The sequence below is a fragment of the Dankookia rubra genome (genome assembly GCF_004355005.1).
GTDB lineage: Bacteria > Pseudomonadota > Alphaproteobacteria > Acetobacterales > Acetobacteraceae > Paracraurococcus > Paracraurococcus ruber_A.
In genome coordinates this window covers 49834-71076 of record NZ_SMSJ01000021.1, presented here as the reverse complement: position 1 = coordinate 71076, position 21243 = coordinate 49834, and the positions used below count along the sequence as shown (strand labels likewise).

Sequence of the window (21243 nt, the reverse complement as noted above, 5' to 3'; positions counted from 1 at the left end):
TGACGGGGTGCCTCACGCCGCCTCTGGACGGTCCCGGCGCAGCCCAGACCGGCGCCGCCGCCGGAGCGCGCTTTGCCATTCCGGCCGGGATTCTCATTCGATGCGCACCACCATCATGCCTGGCGCATCATGCCGCCCGGTTCCATCCCGGAAAACCGTCCGCGGCTTGCCTTTCCGTGCCCGACCCGCACCGTCCCTGCAGCCCTGCCGTCGCGCCGGCATTGGTGAGCCAGGAAACGCCGCTCGCCAGCCTTCCTCCTGCAGCGCGGTCTGCCATGCCGCGACGAACCCTGCTGACCGGTGCCGGTGCGCTGCGGGCGGCATCCGCCCCGGCCCAGCCGGCCGTGGCGCGGTTGCCGTGCTACGTGCCGCGGACCGACCTCGCCGTGCTCGACTCGGTCTTCACCAAGGTCGAGATCACGCGCCACCACGCGCCGATGATCTGTGACCAGCTCTACGGTCTCGACGCTCAGCGCCGCCCGCCGCCGCGAATGCTCGAAGCGCGCGAGGCCGATGCCGATAGGCTCGCCTGGCGCGTCCGCCTCAGCGTTCGGCTGGCCCGGCGTACCGTGGCCAGACGCGTCGCGCGAAGCCTCGGTCGACGCGCCGGACCTGGCGGCGCAGCGGGCGATCGCCGCCGACATTCAGCGCACGGTGCTGGACGACGCACCCTGTCTGCCGACCCGGCAGTATGTCGCCGACACCGCCGATCGGAACACCATCACCGAGCCGGCCTCGGAATTCCTGGCATTCTGGGGCGGAAGGCCGGCCTGATCACTCCGCCTCGCCCGCCCGCTTGAACGGGGAAAGCTCCGCCAGCGCCTCCATCTCCCGCAGCATCGCCGGCCGCTCGCGCCCCAGGAAATCCTCCACCGCGCGGCGCAGGCCGGGATGCTGGATCCAATGCGCCGAATAGGTGGCGCTCGGCAGGTAGCCGCGCTGGATCTTGTGCTCGCCCTGCGCGCCCGCTTCCACGCGCGGCAGCTTGTGCTCGATGGCGAAGTCGATGGCGCGGTAGTAGCAGAGCTCGAAGTGCAGAAAGGGCGCGTCCACCACGCTGCCCCAGTTGCGGCCATAGAGCGCCTCCCGCCCCAGCAGATTCAGCGCGCCCGCCACCGGCTCGCCGTCCCGCTCGGCTACCATCAGCACGACCTTGTCGCCGAGCGCCTCGGCCATCAGCGGCCAGAAGCGCGGGGTCAGGTAGGCGCTGCGGCCCCATTTCTTGTCGGTAGTGCTGCGGTAGAAGCGGTGGAAGGCCTTCCAGTGCCGCTCCGTGATCTCCGGCCCGCGCAGGGTCTTCAGCACATAGCCCGAGGCCGCGGCATCGCGCCGCTCGCGCTTGATCACCTTCCGCTTGCGCGAGGCCAGCGCGCCGAGGAAATCATCGAAGCTCGCGTAGCCCTGGTTGTGCCAGTGGAACTGAGTGCCGAGGCGCCGCAACCAGCCGGTCTCGCCGAGCGCGGTCCACTCGGCCTCCTGGCAGAAGGTGATGTGGACCGAGGAAAGGTCGAGCTGGCCGCAGGCCTGCACCAGCCCCTGGCCCAGCGCCGCCGGGCCGATCCCGGCGCCCGGCCGCACCAGCAGCCGCGGGCCGGGGACCGGGCTGAAGGGCGCGCAGACCTGCAGCTTCGGGTAGTAGCTGCCGCCGGCCCGTTCGAAGGCATCGGCCCAACCATAGTCGAAGACGTACTCGCCCTGGCTGTGGCTCTTCGCATAGGCCGGGCAGCAGGCCAGCAGCTCGCCCGCCGCGTCGCGCAGCGCGGCGTGCTGCGGCAGCCAGCCGGTGCGGGAGCTGGCGCTGCCGCTCGTCTCCAGCGCCGCGAGGAAGGCGTGGCTGACGAAGGGATTGTCGCCGCCAGCGCAGGCATCCCATTCGGCCGCGGGGATCTCCGCGATGCTTGGATGGAGCGAGAGGGTCAGGGCAGGGGTGCTGTCGGGCATCTCCCGCAGCATGTGCGGTGCATCGAGGCTTGGGCAAGGGCCGACGAGGGGCATGGACCGCGCCGCCGTGCCGGGCGAGGCTGTGCCGGCAGGCCAGGCACCGAAGCCGCCCCGGCCGTGCCACCAGAACGAGGGACGCCACCATTCCATCATGTCGAAACCTCGGCGGCCTGGCGCTCGCCGCGCTGCTTGCCTGCACCCCCGCAGCCCGCGCCCAGCAGACGGCTCCGGGCCGGGTTGAGGCCATCCCGCTCGCCACCACCACGCTTTCGGGCGAGGCCTTCCTCACCGGCGACAAGGCTGCGGCCAGGCCGGCGCTGATCGCCGGCGAGTTGCGGCTGCCCTTCCCGCTGCCGCCGGGGCGGCGCGTCCCGGCGGTGGTGCTGGTGCATGGCTCGGGCGGCATCGGCGCCTCGACCGACCTTTGGGCGCGGGAGCTGAACGCCGCCGGTCTCGGCGCCTTCATCCTCGACAGCTTCGCCGGGCGCGGCATCGTCAGCACGGTGCAGGACCAGACCCAGCTGCATTCGCTGGCGATGATGGTCGATGCCTTCCGCGCGCTGGATTGGCTGGCCGGGCATCCGCGGATCCGCGCCGACCGCATCGCGGTGATGGGCTTCTCGAAGGGGGCCGTCGCCGCGGTCTATTCGGCGATGACCCGCTTCCAGGCGCTGTACGGCAATCCCGCGCACCGTTTCGCCGCCCATATCGGCCTCTACACCCCGTGCAACGTCGGCTTCGCCAAGGATGCCGAAGTGGGGCCGGCGCCGATCAGGCTCTTCCACGGGGTGGTCGATGACTACGTCGCGATCGGACCCTGCCGGGACTATGCGGCCCGCCTGAAGGCGGCTGGCGCCGACGCGACGCTCACCGAATACGCCAATGGCCAGCACAGCTTCGACAACCCGTTCCAGCCGCTACTGGTGACGGTGGCCGATGCGCAGACGACACGCGGCTGCCGGCTGGAGGAAGGCGCAGGCGGGGCGATGCTGAACGCCGCGACGAAGCAGCCCTATACGCTGGCCGATGCCTGCGTCGCCCGCGGCGCGCATGTCGGCTACGACCCGGTCGGCGCAGCCGCCGTGCGGGCCGCGGTGCGCGCCTTCGCCGAGGAACGGCTGGTCAGGTAGCGGCCTGGAATTCCAGCGTCGCGCCGAAGGGCAGGGTGGTGAAGGCCTCTGCCGGCACGCCCTGCGCCGCACGCGCCTCGGCCAGCTTCGCCTCGGGCTCCTCGATCGGCTCGTCGGTCAGGCCCGCGAAGGTGCCGAAGTGCATGCCGATGCTGCGTCGCGCGCCCAATGCGCGATGCGCCATCACCGCCTCCGCCGGGTCCATGTGCTGGGTCTGCATGAAGAAGCGCGGCGCATAGGCGCCGATCGGGATCAGTGCCAGGTCGATGCGCGGGAAGCGCCGGCCGATCTGCTCGAAATAGGGGCACCATCCGCTGTCGGCGGCGAAGTAGACGGTCCCGCCATCCGGCGCCTCGAGCACGAAGCCGCCCCAAAGGCTGCGGTTGCGGTCCCAGGGCGTGCGGGCGGAGAAATGCTGCGCCGGCACGTAGGTGACGCGCAGCCCCGCCACCTCGGCATGCTCCCACCAGTCGAGCTCCCGGGCGCCGCGGATGCCGGCCTTGGCCAGGTGCCGCGCATTCTCCAGGCCGGTGACAGCGGGCGGCGCCCAGCGCCGCCGCACCGCGCGCAGCGTCGGCAGGTCCAGGTGGTCGTAGTGGTTGTGGCTGACCAGCAGCAGGTCGCAGCCCGGCAGGTCCGCCAGCGCCTGGCCGGGCGCGCGGACCCGCTTCGGCCCGGCGAAGGCGAGCGGGCTGGCCCGCATCGACCAGACCGGGTCCAGCAGCACGCAGCGGCCGCCGATCTGCACCAGGAAGCTCGCATGGCCGATAAAGGTCACGCCGATCCGGCCGGCCTCGATCCGCCGCGGCGGCGGTTGCCCGGGGTCGTCGATCCATTGCGGCCAGGGCGCCGGGGTCGTCTCGCGCCGCCAGCGCCAGACATCCCGCAGGGTGCGGGTGGTCGGGTCGTAGGGGTTGCGGAAGCCCTGCCCGGCATGGTGCGCCGGCGGCGTCACTTGCAGTCCAGCACCCGCACGTCATAGACCGGGTGCTCGAGCATGCTGACGCCCGGCGCGTTGGCGAACATCCAGCCGCGGAAGGCGGGCACGCCCGGGCGCAGGCTGTCGGTGATCTCCATCCAGGCCGCGGCATCCGGCACCTCGCCCACCGGCCGCGCGTTGCAGGCGCGGACCTGGATGCTGAGCGTGCCGAACGGTGCCGCCTGGCCCACCCCGGCCGTGATCACCGTGACCCGGGCGGTGACCTTGTCGAGCAATTGCAGCTCGGCCGTCCGCTTCGGCTCCCAGCCCTGCGCCGCGGCGGGGAGCGCGGCGCAGCAGAGCGCCGCCGCGAAGGCCGCCGCCAATGCCCTCATCCGCGCCGCTTCGGGCTCGGCAGCGCCTGCACCAGCTCGCCGAGAATGCGCCGCATGGCGGCCTCGTCGACGCCCATCAGCACCGCATCCTCGAAGGCGTCGCGCATCACCTGGGCGAGCTCCGCATGGTTCTCCGCCAGCACCTTCAGCTTCTCCCGGCAGGACAGCGGCGCGCCATCCGCGCCCGGCCAGGAGTCGGGCGGCGCGAGGCTCATTTGGGGCCGGCGGCGCCGCCGGCTTCCTGGTTCTGGCTCTGGTTGCCGCTGTTCATCTGGGTGACCGAGAAGATGAAGCGGCCCAGCAGCGATTCAAGGCTGACCGAGCCCTGCGTCTCGGTGATCCTGCCGCCATCGGCCAGCAGCTTCTCGCTGCCGCCGGGCACCAGCGAGACATACTTGCCGCCGAGCAACCCTTCCGAGGTGATCTCGGCCGAGGTGTCGGTCGGCAGCTTCAGGCTGCGGTCGACCTTGAGGGTCAGCACCGCGGCGAAGCTCTGCGGGTCGATCCGGCTGTCGGTGACGGTGCCGACCTTGACCCCGGCGATCCGGACGTCGGCGCCATTGGCGAGCCCGTCGATGCGGTCGAAGCTGGCGCTCAGCTGCATGCCCTCGGCCGTGACGGCGCCGCGGCCGCTATGCAGCACGGCATAGCCGAGGAAGATCGCGGCGACCGCGAGCACGATCGCGCCGGCCGCGACCTCGGCGAGACTACGTCCCTTCATTTGGATCAGGTTCCACGCACCCGCGTCACGAACCGGGCGTCCAGGCCTCGTAATCGCCACCGGTGACGCGGCGCGTGCCGCCCACGTAGTCGTGGCCGGCAGGACGGTAAGCGTGCGGAGTGCCGGTCAGGTTCGGCCGGTGCTCGTCCTGCCAGGGGTAACGTTTCGTCTCACTCAGCGGGGCGGGCACGGTGTGGTGCAGCCAGGCATGCCATTCGGGCGGCACCACGGTCGGCTCCCGCCCACCGCCGGCATAGATCGCCCAGCGGCGCGGCCGGTCGTAGATCGGCTGGCTGGTCTTGCCCTCGTAGTACTCGTTGCCGAAGCGGTCGGTGCCGACCTTGCGCCCGCGCAGGGACGAGGTGAGGCGAAGCAGGAAGGACATGGGGCCGGAAAAGCTCCTCGGGGGGTGGCCCTCGCGGGGGCCAGCGTCGGCGGCACAATCGCACAGCGCCTGCTGCGGTGCAAAGTCGCCCGATCCAACCCGGTTTTTCCGCGTTATCCACATCATCTTGCGGTCAATCGGTCCGCGACTCACCAAATCTGGCTTCCCCACCCGCAACGGTGTCCCTACCATCGGGCCATGGCACGCACCTTTGGCACGCTTTGGGACGGGGTGGCGCTGCGGCGCCGGCGGGCGGGGGCCGACCCGGACGCGCCGCCGCGCGCGGTGGCGATCCCCGCCACCTGGGAGGCCGGGGCGGCCGAGGCGCTCGCCGGCCTCGCCCCCGGCGAGGGCCCGACCAGCCTGCCGCGCGCCGCCGAGGCCTGGATCGGCCGGGTCGCCGGGCGCGGCCGCAAGGCCGGGCTGCTGGACGAGGCGGCGGCGGATGCCCTGGCCGAGGCGCTGCGCGGCCTCCTGCTGGCGCGCCGCGGCGCGCCCGGCGCCGAGGTCTGGCGGAACGAGGCGAAGCCCGCCCGCGCCGCCGCCGAGCCGCGCTTCGTCCTCAACCTGCCGGCCTTCCTCGAGCCCGAGGGCGGCTTCGACCTGGAAGCCTATGCCGAGGCCTGCGCCCTGGCGGTGCGGGCGCTCGACGCGCTCGCCTCCGGCCGCGCGACGCGGCTGCGGCTCGGATTCGCCGACCTGGCCGGGCTGCTGTGCGGCCTGGGGCTGGCCTATGATTCGGAGAAGGCCCGGGCCGTCGCCGCGGCGGTCGCGGCGCTGACCCGCGGCGCGGCGGAAGCCGAGTCGGGCCGGATCGCGGCTCGTCTCGGTGCCCGAGAGCCGGTCGCCCTGCTCTGGCCCGCCCCGCCGGGAGAGACGGCGGTGCCCGGCCTCGCCGCCGCCGCCCGCGCCGCGCTCGATGCCGCCGCCGGCGCGCCCGGCCTCCGGCACCAAGCGCTGGTGGCGCTGGCCCCGGCCGACGCGGTGGAGGCGCTGCTCGGCGCCGAGACCGCCGGCATCGCCCCGGCCGCCGGCGCGACGCGCAGCCTGCTCTCCGCCTCGGGCGAGGCGATGGAGGTGCCGACCCGCGCCGCCCGCCGTGCCGGGCCGCGCCTCGCCGAACTGCTCGGCCCGGTCACCGAGGCGGCGCGCGAGGCGATGCGCGAGGCCGTCGCTCCCTTCCTGCATGCCGCGCCGCCGGCGCCGGCGGCGATGCCCGCCCCGGGCCGCGCCCTGCCGAAGCCGGCGCCGATCCTTCGCCGCCATGCCGGCGCGGCGCTGCACGTCACCCTCGGCGGCCACCGCGTGGTGCTGCGCACCGCCGAGGATGCCGAGGGCCGGCTGCTCGAGATCGCCTTCACCCTGTCGAAGGAAGGCGCCGCCTATCGCAGCCTGATGGACGGCTTCGCCCAGTCGGTCTCGCTCGGCCTGCAGCGCGGCGTGCCGCTCGACGACTATGTCGAGGCCTTCGCCTATACCCGCTTCGGCCCGGCCGGGCTGGTCGAGGGCGACCCGGCGATCCCCCGCGCGACCTCGGTGCTGGACTGGGCCTTCCGCCGGCTGGCGCTCGACTATCTCGGCCGGCGCGACCTGCCGCAGCCCTCCGAGGCCGATTGCCTCGGCGATTCCGCCGGCCATGCCGTCGAGATGACGCCGCTGCTGCCGCTCGACCTGCCGGCCTCGGCGAGCCCGCGCGGCCGGCGGCGGTCGCTGCGGGTGGTGGGCTGAGACGGCGCGGGTTGAGGGAATAAAGTTGAGGCCGGCTCAAACGGGTTGAGGCCCGCGGCGCCGCGCGGCCAGGATCGGCGGCCAACCCGCTGCGTTTGTTGTCGTCCGTTGGTCGTTCCGCTTAGTTTCGCAGGATTTGAGCTTTTCAATTCGGCCTTCGGCCACCCCGCTCGCCGACGGGCGCAACTCGCCCGCTGACCAGCGAAAGCCTATCACGCCGGCTCCCGCATGCGGAACGAAAAAACAACTCAGCCGCGTTCCGGCTCGAGGGTGCGCTGCCACAGCACGGCATTCGCCATGTCCTTCAGCATCACCGTCAGCGCCCCGGTCCGGCCCTCGATCGCCGCCTCGCCGAAGTATTGGCCGCCCTCGGCCGGCGGAACGTTGACCCGGCCGTCCGGCGCCTTCTGCCAGACCACCTCCAGGCCGAAGGTGTCGTCGGGCGCGTTGGGGCCGAAGCCGCCGGCATGCAGCGGGCCCGAGACGAATTCCCAGAAGGGCAGGAAGTCGCGGTGCCGGGCGCGGGCGGGGTCGTAGCGATGCGCCGCGGTATAGTGCACGTCGGCGGTCACCCAGACGATGTTGCGCAGCCCGGCCGCCTTGATCGCCGAGAGCAGCCCGGCGATCTCCAGCTCCCGCCCGAGCGCCGGGCCGTCGCCATTGGCCACCGCCTCGAACCGGTCGCGGCCCTCGGCATCCTTGCCGTCCGGCACCAGCAGGCCAAGCGGCATGTCGGCGGCGATGACCTTCCAGGTCGCCCGGCTCCCGATCAGGCCGCGCAGCAGCCAGTGGATCTGCTCGCGGCCCAGGAAGGCGGTTTCCGGCCCGGCCTTGTGCTGCCGGTTGTGCGTGTTGGGGCCGCGGTAGCTGCGCATGTCGAGCGCGAAGACATCGAGGTGCGGGCCGTAGCCCACCTTGCGGTAGACCCGCTCGAGCTCGTCGGCGCCCTGCGGCCGGACCGGCGCGTAGTCGAGGAAGGCGCGCGTCGCCACCGCCTGCAGCGCCGCGATGCGCGTCTCGGCATAGGCGGCGCCCAGCGCCTTGCTGTCCGACCAGTTGTTGGTGACCTCGTGGTCGTCCCACATCCAGAGCTGCGGCACCTCGGCCTGGAAGGCGCGGACATTCCTGTCCATCAGGTTGTAGCGGTGCCGGCCGCGGAACTCGCCGAGCGTCTCGGCGACCTTCGAGACCTCGGGGGTGACGAGGTTCCGCCAGAGCGTGCCGTCGGCCAGCGTCACCTCCGGCTGGATCGGGCCGTCGGCATAGATCGTGTCGCCGCAATGGATGAAGAAGTCGGCCCCGGTGCGCCGCATGGTCTCGTAGCAGCGCATGCCGCCCCGGGCCTCGTCGATGCCCCAGCCCTGGCCGGCGGTGTCGCCTGACCAGAGGAACCGCAGGTCGCGCCGGCCGCCCGGCGCGGTGCGGAAGCGGCCCGGCACCGGGGCCGAGAGCGGCGCGCCGTCCTCCGGCCCGGCGAAGCCGACGCGGTAGAAGATCTCGGCATCGGCGGGCAGGCTGGTGAGGTCGAGGCGGGCGGTGAAGTCGGTCGCCCCGGTCGCCCAGGGGCCGCGCAGCCGCGTGGCGTCGCGCATGCCTTCGTCCGTCGACCATTCGACGATCATGCGCGCGGTGCGGTCGGCGCGGCTCCAGACCAGCGCCCGGTCGGCGGTGACGTCGCCGGTCGAGGCGCCCCATTCGGCCTTGGGCCGCGCGGCCTCGGCGGCGATCGCCGCCGGGGCGCTGCCTTGGCCGAAGGCGAGGCGGCTGCCACCGGCGATGGCGGCGGCGCCCAGCAGCGCGGCGCGGCGGGAAAGGTGGATCTTCGGCATGCGCGTTTCCTGGTTCGGCAGGCCGCGTGTACCGAAGCCGCGTGACGCTTCCGCGACACTGCCGTTGCCGGTGGATGACGAGCGCCTATGCTCGGCGGCGACGCCAAGGATGGGCTGGATGACCGAGCGGCTGGTCGAGTGCTTCTACACCCTGTCTTCGCCCTGGATGTACTTCGCCGGGCCGCGGCTGCGCGCCATCGCCGCGCGGCACGGCGCGCGGGTGCTGCTGCGGCCCTACGACTTCCAGGAGGTGGTGCCGCGCACGGGGGGGATCCCGCTGCGCACCCGGCCGCGGCCGCGGCAGGACTACCACGCGCTGGAGCTCGACCGCTGGGCGCGGCACCTCGGCATGCCGCTGGTGCCGAAGCCGCGGCACTACCCGCCGGCCGACCAGCGTCCGGCGGGGCGGATGGTCATGGCGGCAGAGGCGCGCGGGCTCGATGCCCAGGCGCTGTCCCACGCCATCCTGCGGGCGCTCTGGGTGGAGGAGCGCGACATCGCCGACCCGGCGGTGCGCGCGGCGATCGGCGATGCGCTCGGGATGGACGGCGCGGCGCTGGTGGCGGCGGAGGAAAGCCCGGCCATCCATGCGGACTGGGCGGCGAACAACGCGGCGGCGGCCGCGCGCGGCGTCTTCGGCAGCCCCACGTTTTTCCTCGGCGACCTCTGGCTCTGGGGCCAGGACCGGCTGTTCTTCCTCGAGAAGGCGCTGGCCGGCGAGGCCGTGCAGACGCCGTGACCCGCACCGTCGTCATCGGCGCCGGCATCGTCGGCGCCTGCACCGCGCTCGCGCTGCTGCGGGAGGGCCACCAGGTCACCATCCTCGAGCCCGGCGCGCCCGGTGGCGAGCAGGCGGCGAGCTACGGCAATGGCTGCTGGCTCAGCCCCATGTCGGTGATCCCGCCGGCGACCCCGGGGCTGTGGCGGAAGGTGCCCGGCTTCCTCGCCGACCCGCTCGGCCCGCTGGCGATCCGCTGGTCCTACCTGCCCAGGGTGCTGCCCTGGCTGGCGCGCTACCTCGGCTCCGGCTGGACCGAGGCGCGGGTGGCGCGCACCGCCGTCGCGCTGCGGGCGATCCTGCGCGGCGCCCCGGCGCTGCATGCGGCGCTCGCGGAGGAAGCCGGCGTCGGCGGCCTGATCGAGCGGCGCGGCCTGATGTACGTCTATCCCACGCGTGCGGAGTTCGAGGCGGAGGCCATGGCCTGGCGCATCCGCCGCGAGGTCGGCATCGAATGGCTCGAGCTTTCGGCCGAGGAGTTGCACCAGCGCGAGCCGGCGCTCGACCGGCGCTACGGCTTCGCCGCGCTGGTCGAGGAGGGCGGGCATTGCCGCGACCCCGGCGCCTATGTCGCGGCGCTGGTGGCGCTGGCGGAGGCGCAGGGCGCGAAGCGCGTCGCCGCCCGCGCCACCGGCTTCCGGATCGAGGCGGGGCGACTGCGCGCGGTGCGGACCGAGGGCGGCGAGATCGCCGCCGACCGCGCGGTGATCAGCGCCGGCGCGCGTTCGCGGGCGCTGGCGGCGGCGGCGGGCGACCGGCTGCCGCTCGAATCCGAGCGCGGCTACCACGCCATGATCGAGCATCCCGGGACCGGGCCGCGCACGCCGCTGATGCCCTCCGACGGCAAGATGTCGATCACCTGGACCGATCGCGGCCTGCGCTGCGCGGGCCAGGTGGAGATCGCCGGACTCGACGCGGCGCCGAACTGGAAGCGGGCCGAAATTCTTCGCGACCACCTGTTGCGGAGCTTCCCCGCCCTGCCGCGCGACCTGCCGGCGGAGCGGGTGAAGCTCTGGATGGGGCACCGCCCGAGCATGCCGGACGGGCTGCCCTGCATCGGCCCGGCGCGCGCCACGCCGGACGTGGTCCATGCCTTCGGCCACGGCCATGTCGGGCTGGTGGCGGCGCCGCGCACCGCGCGGCTGGTCGCGCAAATACTTGGCGGGCAGTCGCCGGAGATCGACGCGAAGCCCTATTCGCCCGCCCGCTTCGGCTGAATTCGCCCTCGCATTGCCGGCAATGGGGTGTCATGCTGCCCGGCAGCGTCCCGCCATTCCTGTCGGGTCGCACGACACCAGATACGGATTAATAAGCAAGTGCCTTCCGACAACGACATGCAGGGCGGCGCCGGGCCCGTCGAGGCCCAGGTGAAGTGGTACAATGCCCGCAAGGGCTTCGGCTTCGTGCTGGGCCCGGACGGTCAGGACGTGTTCTTCCATGCCTCGGCGCTGACCGAGGCTGGGATCGAGCCTCCCGACACGGGCGATACCCTGGTCTGCGAGATCGGCACGGATCGTCAGGGCCGTCGCCTGGTCACCCGCATCTCCGAGTTGCGGCGCGGCGACGGCGGCGGTGCCGCCGGCATGGCGCCGCGGCGGCCGCCCTTCGGCGGCGCGGGCGGCGGCTTCGGCGGCGGTGGCTTCGGCGACCGGCCGCCACGGCGTGACTTCGGTGGCGGCGGGTTCGGCGACCGGCCGCCGCGGCGCGACTACGGCGGCGGCGGGTTCGGCGATCGTCCGCCGCCGCGTCAAGGCGGGGCTGGCGGCGGCTTCGGCGCGCCGCGCCAGGGCGGCTTCGGCGGTGGCGGCGGCTATGGCGACCGGCCGCCGCGGCGCGACTTCGGCGACCGCGATGCCGGCGGCCCGACCTATGCGGTCAGCGGCACGGTGAAGTGGTTCGACCAGGTGCGCGGCTTCGGCTTCGTGACGCCGGAGGACGGTGGCCAGGACGTCTTCCTGCATTCCTCCGTGCTGCAGAAGGCCGGGCGCCAGGATGTCCAGCAGGGCGAGAAGGTCGCGCTCGACGTCCGCGACGGCCAGCGTGGCCGCCAGGCAGTCAACCTGAAGGAATAGGCACGGTCAGGGCGCCATGGCGCCCGGGACCGACTGCGGATGGCCGGGCTCGCCCGGCCATTTCCAATTCTCAGGCCGTGGCGGCGTGGATGAAGCCGAGCGCCGGCCAGTGGCTGGCGCCATAGTCGTTCACCGGCGGGAACCAGACCCGCAGCAGCGACCAGTCGTTGGCGGCCGAGACGTCCTGCACCGGCTGGTCCCGCGCCTCCCGGCCCTTGGCGGAACCGGAGGCCCAGTTGGCGTGGTCGACCCGGATCTCCCGCGCCGAGACCAGCCGCGTCACCACCGCCAGGTGCCCCTGCGGCAGGCGGGAGGTTCGCATCAGCACCAGCACGCTGCCCCGGCGCGGCACCCGGCCGCGGGCGTAGCGGCCCTCGGCGCCGTCCCACCACTGCCAGGCATCGCCGCGCAGCGCGATGCCCGACTTGGCCCGGGCATAGGGTACGCAGGACAGGCCGCCGGCCCCGCCCGGCTGCGGCACGCGCGAGGTGGCGCAGCCGAGCAGGGCGAAGGGCGCCAGCAGCGCCGCGCGCCGCGACGCCACGGCGCCGCACATCCCGCGGCCCGGGCCGCGATTCGCGCCCGGAGGCCCCGATCCCGCATCATCGCCGAACATGTTATGGTCTCGATACATCCCGCAGCGGGGCTCGGCAAGCTCCTGTAGGTACTTGATTCCACGACTCAGCCGGCGGCTTCAAGCGGCTGTTCGGCCGGGTGTTCCACCGGCCTCGCGCGATGCACCCCCTGCTGCCTATCGCCGCCGCCGCTCGGGTGTGCTGAAAGGGCGCTCCGGACCAAGATGCGGCACCGCATCGGGCCGGACCGGAGACGGCCAAAGCGTCCTGTCGTTGCCAGGCCACGCTGCCAGGAAGGACCACACGGATGACCAGACACACCCCGCCCACGCGGCGGGCCACCGGCCGCAGGCGCGGCGTCGCGGCGCTGCTCGCCGCCGCCATGCTGCTTGCCCAGCCGGCCCAGGCCCTGGCGCGCTGCACCAACGAGACCGACCAGGCGATCTTCGAGGTCGAGGCGCTGAAGACCGAGCTGATGGTCGTCGCCACCACCTGCAAGGGCCCGGCCGAGGACCGCTACAACGACTTCGTCCGCCGCTACCAGCAGGGGCTGGTGGTGTCCAACCGCGGCATCGGCCAGTACTTCACCCGGGCCCATGGCAGGGGCGGCCAGCGGCAGCAGGACATCTTCATCACCGAGCTGGCAAATGCCCGCTCGAACATGGCCCGGCAGCTCGGCAGCGACTACTGCGCGCGCAATTCCGGCCTGTTCGACGAGGTGATGGCGCTGCAGGGCGTGACCGACCTGGCGGCCTATGCCGCGACCAAGGACCTGCTCTCCTCCGGCGTCACCGCCTGCCCGGGCGGCGCCGCCCCGGCTGCCGCCCATTCCGCGCCTGCCGCCCGCCGGAGCACCCGCTGATGTCCGTTTCCGCGAAAAGCGGCCTCGCCGTCGCCGCGGCGATGGCGCTCCTCGCCGGCTGCGCCGAGCAGCCGCGCGTCACCGCCACCGGCGCCCGCGTCTTCTATGTCGACACGCAGGGCGCCTCGGCGGTCTGCACCGTGCCGCCGAAGGTGGAGCTGGCGGCGGGCCAGCAGGCCGAGGCGACCATGGTGATGAAGAACGACGGCGGCTGGTGCGGCATCTCCGTCTCCCAGAGCGGGCCGAAGCCCTATAACGCCGGGCTGCTGGTCGGCCGGCCGGAGCATGGCCGGGTGCATGTGCACAAGGTCGGCGACGTCTCGCGCATCGACTACATCCCGGATGCCGGCTTCGGCGGCGAGGATCGCTTCACCGTGCGGATGCTGCCGGGCAACCCGGCGCTGCGCGTCGCGGTGACGGTGCAGTACACGCCGCCGCCGGCCCCGCCGACGCCGCCGCCGGCGCCCGCCCCGGCCCGTCGCGCCCCGGCGAAGAAGAAGTAGCAGCCGGCGCGGGGAGGGCGTCGCCGTCCTCCCCGCACCCCCGCGCTACTGCTTCAGCAGCGCGCGGTAGCGTTCCAGCAGGGCGCGGCCGTCCGGGCCGGCCTTCACCGCCCATTCCTCCTCCTGCTTCGCGCCGACCGCCCGGAGCTGGGCCATCAGCTCGGGGCTCGGCTCCGGCGCCTGCATGCCGTTGGCCTTGAGCTTGGCCATCTGCACCTCCTCGGAGGCGCGGGCCGCCGCCCAGCCATGCTCCATCGCCTTCGCGGCAGCGTCGCGGATGGCATTCCGCGTCGCGTCGTCGAGCGCCGTGAAGGCGCGGGTATTCACCATGACCACGTTGCGGGTCAGGGTGAAGCCGATGTCGTAGACGTATCTCGAGAAGTCCCAGGCGGCGCTGTCGGCGCCGGTCTGCGCGCTGGTCAGCAGCGCGTTGACGATGCCGGTGGCGAAGGCCTGCGGCACGTCGGCGGCCTGCACCATCACCGGGGTCGCGCCGATCAGCTCGGCCATGCGGGCGATGATCGGCGTCTGCGCGCGGAAGCGGGCGCCCTTCAGGTCGTCGAGGCTGCGGATCTCGGTCTTGCCGTAGAGCGCCTGCGAGGGCCAGGGCACGTAGTACAGCGGGGTGATGCCCTGCTTCTCGAACCTGGCGCGCAGGGCGGGTTCGGTCGCCGCGTGCAGGGCGCGGGCCTGCGGGTAGGTGGCGGCGAGGAAGGGGATGAAGTCGACCTCGAAGATCGGGTCCTCGTTGCCGTAGGCGCCGAGCAGGATCTCGCCCATCTGCACCTGGCCGGTCTGCACCGCGCGCTTGATCTGCAGCAGCGGCAGCAGCGAGGCATTGGGGTGCAGCTGCACCGCCAGCTTGCCGGGCGCGGCCTTCTCCACCTCGCCGAGGAAGAACTTGATGGTCTGGGTGTGGAAATTGGCGTCGGGGTAGGGCGTCGCCATGACCCATCTGGTCTGCGCTGCCGCCGGGCTCGCCAGGGCGAGCACGGGCGCGATGAAGGCGGCAAGGGCCGCGGTGATGATGCGGTGCATGCCGCTTCCTCCGGGTAGTGGGTTGGCCGTGGAGGGCGGGCGATTCGTCCCGGCAGCCTTATGCCAGCGGGAACGGCAGCGCGCCAGCCGCCGCCCCGCGCCGCCTGCGCCGACGACGCGGGCCGGGACACGGCGGCATGAGGCACCGCTTCGCGAAAGCCGGTGGCCGGCAGAATTGTATACGAATTGCCCGTCGCAAAAAAATTGCGATGGAGGAATGACCAGATGGCACAGATGGTCTTCGTCGCAGACGACGGCTTCAGCGGCCGCGAGCTCTGGACCACCGATGGAACCGCGCGGGGGACCGGCCTCCTCGCCGATATCTGGCCAGGCGGCGGTCCCGGCAGTCCCACTTACCTCGCGCGGCTGGATGCCGGGCATGCCGTCTTCGCCGGAACCGACCCGGAGCATGGCAACGAGCCCTGGATCACCGATGGCACCGCGGCCGGCACCCGCCTGATCCTCGACATCAGTGCGCTGGAATCCGGCTTCGGCGGCAGCAGCCCGCGCAGCTTCACCCAGCTCGACGAGGGCCGGGTGCTGTTCGTCGCCGGCGACGCGGAGCATGGCAACGAGCCCTGGGTCACCGACGGCACCGCCGCCGGCACCGAGGTGCTGGAATTGGTGCCCGGCAGCGCCGGCGGCTACGTCTCCGGCTCCTTCATCGCGCTCGGTGACGGGCGGGCGCTCTTCGCCGCCTCCGATCCAGGCCTCGGCAACGAGCTCTGGGTCACCGATGGCACCCAGGGCGGCACCTTCCTGGTGAAGGACCTCTACCCCGGCTCCAACGGCAGCTATCCCGGATCCTCCAGCAGCCGCGGGATGATCAGCCTCGGGGATGGCCGTGCCATCCTCTCGGCCGAGGACAACCTCCATGGCCGCGAGCTCTGGATCAGCGACGGCACCGAGGCGGGCACCAGCCTCCTGGCCGACCTCTCACCCGGCACCATCAGCTATTATCCGGGCTCCGGCGACCAGCCCCTCAGCAGCAGTCCGGGCAATTTCACCGCCCTGGCGCCGGGGCGGATCCTGTTCACCGCCACCGACCCCGAACACGGCACCGAGCTCTGGTTCACCGACGGCACCGCGGATGGCACGCGCCTCGTCGTCGACCTGTGGCCCGGCAATGCCCCGTCCTATTCCGGCGCCAACCCGGCCGCCAACAGCTCCAACCCCGGCCAGATCCTGCCGCTCGGCGATGGCCTCGCGCTGGTCAGCGCCGATGACGGCGTGCATGGCCGCGAGTTCTGGGTCACCGACGGCAGCGCGGAGGGCACCTCGCTGCTGGCGGATATCTGGTCCGGCGGCGGGTCCGGCAATCCCGGCAGCGCGACGTCGTCCTATTCCCCCTATCCGCCCTACCAGCCCCAGCCGGCCGTCGGTCCGGGCGGCAGCATCGCCTTGTGCAAGGGTGTGGCGCTGTTCTCGGCCACCGACCCGGTGCATGGCACCGAGCTCTGGATCACCGACGGCACCGCCGAGGGCACCCGGATGCTCGAGGACATCAACCGCGGCATCCAGGGTTTCGCCGGCAGCAATCCGAGCTACTTCGCCGCCCTCGGCGACGGGCGGGTGGTCTTCACCGCCGATGACGGCGTCAACGGCATGGAGCCCTGGATCACCGACGGCACCGCCGCCGGCACCCACCTGCTGGACAACATCAATCCCGGCGCCGCCGGCAGCGGGGCGCAGGGCTACCTGCTGCTGTGATCATCCGCGCGGGGTGACGCGCATCCCCGGACGCGGGCGCGCAGTCCGGCGCGACCGGCCCGCCCGGGTCGCGCCCCGGCCCCCGCATGCGCCCCGCCACGCATCCCGCCAGCATATCGTGCAGGGGTGTCCGATCTTTGCCTGCCGTGATCGTTGCGGCCGGCGGCCCGCCGGCCGCCGCCCCGGCGCACGCAACCTCAGTGCATCACGTCGCCGCCGTTCGGCGACAGCGTCGCGCCGACGTAGAAGGCCCCGCCCGGCCCGGCCAGCAGCAGCGCGGTCGCCGCGATCTCCTCCGGCCGGCCGAGCCGCCCGGCCAGGATCGTGTCCTCCATCGCCTTCTTCCAGTCCGGCCCGCGGGCGCGGGTCAGGTCGGTCTCGATGGGACCAGGCGCGATGGCGTTCACCTGGATGCCCTTCGGCGCCGCCTCCCAGGCGAGGCTTCGGGTGAAGCCGACGATGCCGGCCTTGGCGGTGCAATAGGGCACGATCTCCGGGCCGCCCTTGAAGGCGAGCTGCGAGGCGATGTTGATGATCCGCCCCTGGCCGCGCGCGACCATGCCCGGATAGACCGCCTGGGCCATGAAGAACATGCCCTTCACATGGACATCGACGACGCGGTCGTAGTCGGCCTCCGAGATCGTCTCGAAGGGGCCGCGGATGTTGATGCCCGCGTTGTTCACCAGGATGTCGCAGGGGCCGAGCGCGGCCTCGGCCGCCGCGGCGAAGGCGCGCGTCGCGGCGGGGGCGGCGACGTCGGCGTCCATCTGGAAGCCGCGCCGCCCGCGGGCGGTGACGGCCTGCACCAGCGTCGCCGCCTGCGCCGCGTCGCCCAGGTGGCAGATCGCCACCTCGGCGCCGGCCTCGGCGAAGGCCAGCGCGATGGCGCGGCCGATGCCCCGGCTGCCCCCGGTGACATAGGCGATCTTCCCGTGCAGCGGGCCCTCGGTCATGCCGGCAATCTCCGCATCGATCTCGCAAAGGCCTCGCCGGTCTCCAGGCGCGCGACATGGCGCCCGGCCTCGACCACCCGCTTCGCCCCGACGACGACGGTGCGGACGGGATTGGCCTGGCCGGAAAACACCCAGGCATCGAGCAGGCTGTCGCCGGTCCGGCCCAGCAGCGAGGGGTGCTCGTCGTCGAGCTCCACCAGGTCGCAGCGCAGCCCCGGGGCGATGCCGCCGAGCGGCCGGCCGCTGGCCTGGGCGCCGCCGGCCAGCGCCGCCTCCAGCAGCAGCCGGCCGGGATGCGGCGCGGCCTCGCTCGTCGCCACGGCGCGTTCGTGCAGGGCGAGGCGCTGGCTGCACTCGAGCTGGCGCAGCTCGTCGCGCGGCGAGGTGCCGACATGGCTGTCGGTGCCGATGCCGAGCCGCCCGCCGGCTTCGAGATAGCCGCGCAGCGGGAAGGTGCCGTCGCCGAGCGAGGCCTCGGTCGAGGGGCAGAGTCCGGCGACCGCGCCGGTCGCGGCCAGCGCCGCGCACTCCGCCGCGTCCATGTGGGTGGCGTGGATCAGGCACCAGCGGGCATCGACGGGCGCGTTGTCCAGCAGCCACCGCACCGGGCGGGCGCCGGTGGCGGCCTCGCACTCCGCCACCTCGCGCAGCTGCTCGGCGGCGTGGATGTGGATGGGGCCGGGCAGGGCGGCGACCGCCTGCAGCATGGCGGGCGTCACCGCGCGCAGGCTGTGCGGCGCCATGCCGACTGCCGATTGAGGATCGCCCGCGATCGCCGCGCGGCAGGCCTCAAGGATGCGCAGGTAAGGGTCGAGGTCGTTCAGGAAGCGCCGCTGCCCCGGCACCGGGTCGCGGCCGAAGATGCCGCCATGGCGGTAGAGGCTGGGCAGCAGGGTGATCCCGATCCCCGCCCGCCGCGCCGCCGCCAGGTGCCGCAGCGCCATCTCGGCCGGCTCGGCATAGGCCGTGCCGTCGGGCTGGTGGTGCAGGTAGTGGAATTCGGCGACGCCGGTGAAACCCCATTCGAGGAGCTCGACGTAGAGCTGCGCCGCGACCGCCTCGGCGTCCTCCGGCGTCAGCCGGCCGACGAAGCGGTACATGGTGTCCCGCCAGGTCCAGAAGCTGTCCTGCCCGGCCGGGCTGCGGCGTTCCGCGCCGCCGGCCATGGCGCGCTGGAAGGCGTGGGAATGCAGGTTCGGCACGCCGGGGACGACCGCGCCGCGCAGCCGGTCGGCGGCGCCGGGCGGCGCGCCCGGGGTGACAGCGGTGATGGTCCCCGCGGCATCGGCGGCGACCAGGACGTCGGCGGCCCAGCCATCCGGGAGGAGCGCGGCGCGTGCATGGAATTCCGTCATGGCGGCATGATGCCCGCGCGGCGGGCCGCTGCGCCAGCCGTGGCGATCGCGCCGCGGCGGGTCCGTGCAGCCGCCGTTTGCCCTAGGCTGCCCGGATGGACCGAGGATCGCCGCCCCCCGATTCGCTCATGGCCCGGCTGCTGGGCGGGCCGATGGCGCCCGGCCGGCTCGCCTGGATCGGCCTGCGCCCGGCCCGGCGGGCGCCGATGCTGGCGGTGGAGGGAGCCGTGCTGGCGCCGGGGCAGGGGCTGGACGGCGACCGCTGGGCCGGCGCCGCAAGCGGCGCGCGGCAGGAGACGCTGATCGCCGCCGAGCACCTGGCCGCCATCGCCGCCTTTCTCGGCCGGGAGGCGGTCGCGCCCGAAAGCCTCCGGCGCAACCTCGTCACCGCCGGGCTGAACCTGCTGGCCTTGAAGGGGCGGCGATTCCGCATCGGCGACGCGGTGCTGGAGCACAGCGGGGAATGCCACCCGTGTTCCCGCATGGAGGAGATTCTCGGCCCGGGCGGCTACAACGCCGTCCGCGGCCATGGCGGCATCACCGCGCGGGTGCTGGGGGGCGGCGCGATCCGCCTCGGCGATGGCGTCGTCCGGCTTTGAACCGGCATGCCTTCGGCAACAGGCGGCGGGCTGGCCCGGCTCAGGTCCCGCCCTCGGCCGGGGCGAAGACCCGCAGCGCCGCCGGCCGCAGCCGGAAGACAGCCGGGGTATGCGTGGTCAGTTCGCCATCGGTGTTCACCGGCCGCGGCCGGCGGGTGCGCAACTCGAGCCCCGTGGTGCGGAAGGCGCGGACGTCCCGCCAGCTGCCCTGCGTTCCCCGCCGCAGCCAGGGCAGCAGCGCCACCAGCCGCCACCAGTGCCGCACTTCCAGGCTGTAGACGTCGAGCAATCCGTCATCCGGCCGGGCCTCCTCCGAGACCGTCATCCCGCCGCCATAGTGCCGGCCGTTGCCGACCGAGACCTGGATGGTCCGCACCCGCTCGGTCCTGCCGTCATGGATCAGCGTGGCGGTGAAGGGCCGCGCCCGCCGCACCAGGCCGAGCGCGGCGACGCCGTAGCCCAGCTTGCCCCAGCGTTTCTTCGCCTCCGCCTTCAGCTCCGTGGCCAGCTCGGCGCTGAACCCTATGCTCGCCACGTTGAAATAGGGATGGCCATTGACCTCGCCGAGGTCGACCGGCCGCGGCGCCGCGGTGGCGATCACCTGCGCGGCGCCGTCCAGCTCGAAGGGGATGCCGAGGCTGCGGGCGAGGTCGTTGGCGGTGCCGAGCGGCATGATGCCGAAGGGCAGGCCGGCCTCGAGCAGCCCGGGGATCGCGGCGTTCAGCGTGCCGTCGCCGCCGCCGATCACCACCCGGTCGAAGCCGCCTTGCGCCAGGCCGGTGCTGACCGCCTCGGCGCAGGACATGCCCTCCGGCGGGTCGAAGGCCTGCGCCTCGAGCCCGGCCTCGGCCAGGGCCTTGGCCGCGGCATCGGCCTGCTCGGCGCCGCTGCGGGCATGGCGGTTGACGATCAGCAGGGCGCGCCCGGCTGCGGGGAGTTTCGTTTCGATGGTCCCGGCTCCGGCCTGTTGCGCCGTTGCAACCGCCGAGCCCGCCGCGGGTTGCAACGACATGGATGATGTCGTGGCCCGGCCGAGGGGGCTGTTGGGACGGATCGGCCGCTTCGCGCTGGGGCAGGGGGCGGCGCTGGCGGCGCTGGCGGTGGTCGCCGCCGGCCTGCTCGGCTTCGCCGCGGTGATGCAGCTGGTGGAGGGCGGCACCCACCGCTTCGACGAGGCCGTGCTGCTGGCGCTGCGCCGGCCCGGCGCGCCCGACCAGCCGATCGGGCCGACCTGGCTGACGCTCTCGGCGCGCGAGGTGACCGCGCTCGGCAGCATCCCCGTGCTGGCGCTGCTCGGGCTGCTGGCGCTGGGCTACCTGCTGCTGGACGGGCGCTGGCGGGCGGTGGTGCTGCTGGCGGTCTCCCTGCCCGGCGGGCTGCTGCTGAACAGCCTGCTCAAGCAGGGCTTCGACCGGCCGAGGCCGGCCCTGGTGGCGCGGCTGGCCGAGGTGCAGACGGCCTCCTTCCCCAGCGGCCATGCGATGCTCTCGGCCATCGGCTTCCTCACGCTCGGCGCTCTGCTGGCCAGCGGCGCGCGGCGGCGGCGGCACCGGGCCTATATCCTCGGCATGGCGGTGGCGCTGACCCTGCTGGTCGGCGGCAGCCGGGTCTGGCTTGGCGTGCACTGGCCGACCGACGTGCTGGCGGGATGGTGCCTCGGCGCCGCCTGGGCCATGGCCTGCTGGCTGATGCTGCGCGACTGGCGCCGCCGAAGCTGACTGACTTGCGGCCCCCGGCATGGCTATCCTGC

Annotated in this window: 23 protein-coding genes; 11 read left to right on the top strand and 12 right to left on the bottom strand. The window is 73.4% G+C overall.

What is annotated here, in order from left to right:
* The first annotated feature begins 513 nt into the window (after positions 1-513).
* Positions 514-774 carry a hypothetical protein gene (locus E2C06_RS16930; RefSeq protein WP_133289791.1) on the top strand — a complete coding sequence of 87 codons (261 nt, stop codon included), beginning with the start codon at positions 514-516 and terminating at the stop codon, positions 772-774.
* On the opposite strand, the gene E2C06_RS16925 is transcribed toward E2C06_RS16930, so the two are convergent.
* The gene (locus E2C06_RS16925) at positions 775-1941 is read right to left on the bottom strand and encodes a GNAT family N-acetyltransferase (RefSeq protein WP_133289790.1); all 1167 of its coding nucleotides are present in this window, start codon (positions 1939-1941) and stop codon (positions 775-777) included.
* Positions 1942-1958: 17 nt separating this feature from the next.
* Here E2C06_RS16925 and E2C06_RS16920 point away from each other — a divergent pair, with 17 nt between their 5' ends.
* Entirely contained in the window at positions 1959-3071 is a 1113-nt protein-coding gene (locus E2C06_RS16920; RefSeq protein ID WP_206664569.1) for a dienelactone hydrolase family protein, read from the top strand.
* Here E2C06_RS16920 and E2C06_RS16915 read toward each other — a convergent pair.
* From E2C06_RS16915 to E2C06_RS16895, 5 genes are read right to left on the bottom strand one after another with little or no spacing between them, the layout of a single operon-like run.
* Positions 3064-4026 (bottom strand): MBL fold metallo-hydrolase, encoded by a 963-nt coding sequence (locus tag E2C06_RS16915; protein WP_133289789.1) that lies wholly within the window; start codon positions 4024-4026, stop codon positions 3064-3066. The two genes, E2C06_RS16920 and E2C06_RS16915, sit on opposite strands and share 8 nt — an antisense overlap.
* On the bottom strand, positions 4023-4385 hold the full coding sequence (locus tag E2C06_RS16910) for a DUF2155 domain-containing protein (RefSeq protein ID WP_133289788.1): 363 nt from the start codon (positions 4383-4385) through the stop codon (positions 4023-4025). Before E2C06_RS16910 ends, E2C06_RS16915 begins: the two co-directional genes overlap by 4 nt.
* Positions 4382-4600, bottom strand: coding sequence for a hypothetical protein (locus E2C06_RS16905; RefSeq protein ID WP_133289787.1), 219 nt, complete (start codon positions 4598-4600; stop codon positions 4382-4384). Before E2C06_RS16905 ends, E2C06_RS16910 begins: the two co-directional genes overlap by 4 nt.
* A complete protein-coding gene (gene mlaD, locus E2C06_RS16900) occupies positions 4597-5106 on the bottom strand; it encodes an outer membrane lipid asymmetry maintenance protein MlaD (protein WP_133289786.1) in 510 nt (169 codons plus the stop codon). The genes E2C06_RS16905 and mlaD overlap by 4 nt, the downstream gene beginning before the upstream one ends.
* A 25-nt stretch (positions 5107-5131) precedes the next feature.
* Positions 5132-5491, bottom strand: a complete 360-nt coding sequence (locus E2C06_RS16895) for an NADH-ubiquinone oxidoreductase subunit NDUFA12 family protein (RefSeq protein ID WP_133289785.1) — start codon at positions 5489-5491, stop codon at positions 5132-5134.
* A 198-nt stretch (positions 5492-5689) separates the two neighbouring features.
* Here E2C06_RS16895 and E2C06_RS16890 point away from each other — a divergent pair, with 198 nt between their 5' ends.
* Positions 5690-7219, top strand: coding sequence for a TSCPD domain-containing protein (locus E2C06_RS16890; RefSeq protein ID WP_133289784.1), 1530 nt, complete (start codon positions 5690-5692; stop codon positions 7217-7219).
* Positions 7220-7467: 248 nt separating this feature from the next.
* Here the strand turns inward: E2C06_RS16890 and E2C06_RS16885 are convergent, their stop codons facing one another.
* Complete coding sequence (locus E2C06_RS16885) at positions 7468-9048, bottom strand: alkaline phosphatase D family protein (RefSeq protein WP_133289783.1); 1581 nt, start codon at positions 9046-9048, stop codon at positions 7468-7470.
* Between the two features lie 118 nt (positions 9049-9166).
* Here E2C06_RS16885 and E2C06_RS16880 point away from each other — a divergent pair, with 118 nt between their 5' ends.
* The 3 genes from E2C06_RS16880 (at position 9167) to E2C06_RS16870 (ending at position 11898) form a co-directional block, all read left to right on the top strand.
* Complete coding sequence (locus tag E2C06_RS16880; RefSeq protein ID WP_133289782.1) at positions 9167-9787, top strand: 2-hydroxychromene-2-carboxylate isomerase; 621 nt, start codon at positions 9167-9169, stop codon at positions 9785-9787.
* Entirely contained in the window at positions 9784-11043 is a 1260-nt protein-coding gene (locus E2C06_RS16875) for an NAD(P)/FAD-dependent oxidoreductase (RefSeq protein WP_133289781.1), read from the top strand. The genes E2C06_RS16880 and E2C06_RS16875 overlap by 4 nt, the downstream gene beginning before the upstream one ends.
* Before the next feature lie 99 nt (positions 11044-11142).
* Positions 11143-11898 (top strand): cold-shock protein, encoded by a 756-nt coding sequence (locus tag E2C06_RS16870; protein ID WP_133289780.1) that lies wholly within the window; start codon positions 11143-11145, stop codon positions 11896-11898.
* Positions 11899-11968: 70 nt separating this feature from the next.
* On the opposite strand, the gene E2C06_RS16865 is transcribed toward E2C06_RS16870, so the two are convergent.
* Positions 11969-12442, bottom strand: coding sequence for a CHAP domain-containing protein (locus E2C06_RS16865; protein ID WP_241671324.1), 474 nt, complete (start codon positions 12440-12442; stop codon positions 11969-11971).
* A gap of 338 nt (positions 12443-12780) precedes the next feature.
* On the opposite strand from E2C06_RS16865, the gene E2C06_RS16860 reads away from it, so the two are divergent.
* Both E2C06_RS16860 and E2C06_RS16855 read left to right on the top strand, forming a co-directional pair.
* Positions 12781-13335 (top strand): hypothetical protein, encoded by a 555-nt coding sequence (locus E2C06_RS16860; RefSeq protein WP_133289778.1) that lies wholly within the window; start codon positions 12781-12783, stop codon positions 13333-13335.
* On the top strand, positions 13335-13838 hold the full coding sequence (locus E2C06_RS16855) for a hypothetical protein (RefSeq protein ID WP_133289777.1): 504 nt from the start codon (positions 13335-13337) through the stop codon (positions 13836-13838). The genes E2C06_RS16860 and E2C06_RS16855 overlap by 1 nt, the downstream gene beginning before the upstream one ends.
* 45 nt (positions 13839-13883) lie before the next feature.
* Here the strand turns inward: E2C06_RS16855 and E2C06_RS16850 are convergent, their stop codons facing one another.
* Complete coding sequence (locus tag E2C06_RS16850) at positions 13884-14876, bottom strand: TRAP transporter substrate-binding protein (protein WP_133289776.1); 993 nt, start codon at positions 14874-14876, stop codon at positions 13884-13886.
* 225 nt (positions 14877-15101) lie between these two features.
* Here E2C06_RS16850 and E2C06_RS16845 point away from each other — a divergent pair, with 225 nt between their 5' ends.
* Positions 15102-16586 carry a hypothetical protein gene (locus tag E2C06_RS16845; protein WP_133289775.1) on the top strand — a complete coding sequence of 495 codons (1485 nt, stop codon included), beginning with the start codon at positions 15102-15104 and terminating at the stop codon, positions 16584-16586.
* Between the two features lie 197 nt (positions 16587-16783).
* Here E2C06_RS16845 and E2C06_RS16840 read toward each other — a convergent pair whose 3' ends face one another.
* Both E2C06_RS16840 and E2C06_RS16835 read right to left on the bottom strand, forming a co-directional pair.
* Positions 16784-17539 (bottom strand): SDR family NAD(P)-dependent oxidoreductase, encoded by a 756-nt coding sequence (locus E2C06_RS16840; RefSeq protein WP_133289774.1) that lies wholly within the window; start codon positions 17537-17539, stop codon positions 16784-16786.
* Positions 17536-18894 (bottom strand): formimidoylglutamate deiminase, encoded by a 1359-nt coding sequence (locus E2C06_RS16835; RefSeq protein ID WP_133289773.1) that lies wholly within the window; start codon positions 18892-18894, stop codon positions 17536-17538. The genes E2C06_RS16840 and E2C06_RS16835 overlap by 4 nt, the downstream gene beginning before the upstream one ends.
* Before the next feature lie 95 nt (positions 18895-18989).
* On the opposite strand from E2C06_RS16835, the gene E2C06_RS16830 reads away from it, so the two are divergent.
* Positions 18990-19493, top strand: coding sequence for an MOSC domain-containing protein (locus tag E2C06_RS16830; protein WP_133289772.1), 504 nt, complete (start codon positions 18990-18992; stop codon positions 19491-19493).
* A 40-nt stretch (positions 19494-19533) separates the two neighbouring features.
* On the opposite strand, the gene E2C06_RS16825 is transcribed toward E2C06_RS16830, so the two are convergent.
* Positions 19534-20505 (bottom strand): lipid kinase, encoded by a 972-nt coding sequence (locus tag E2C06_RS16825; protein WP_133289771.1) that lies wholly within the window; start codon positions 20503-20505, stop codon positions 19534-19536.
* Between E2C06_RS16825 and E2C06_RS16820 the strand changes: the two genes are divergently transcribed.
* On the top strand, positions 20504-21211 hold the full coding sequence (locus E2C06_RS16820; protein ID WP_133289770.1) for a phosphatase PAP2 family protein: 708 nt from the start codon (positions 20504-20506) through the stop codon (positions 21209-21211). The genes E2C06_RS16825 and E2C06_RS16820 overlap by 2 nt on opposite strands.
* Positions 21212-21243: the final 32 nt, after the last annotated feature.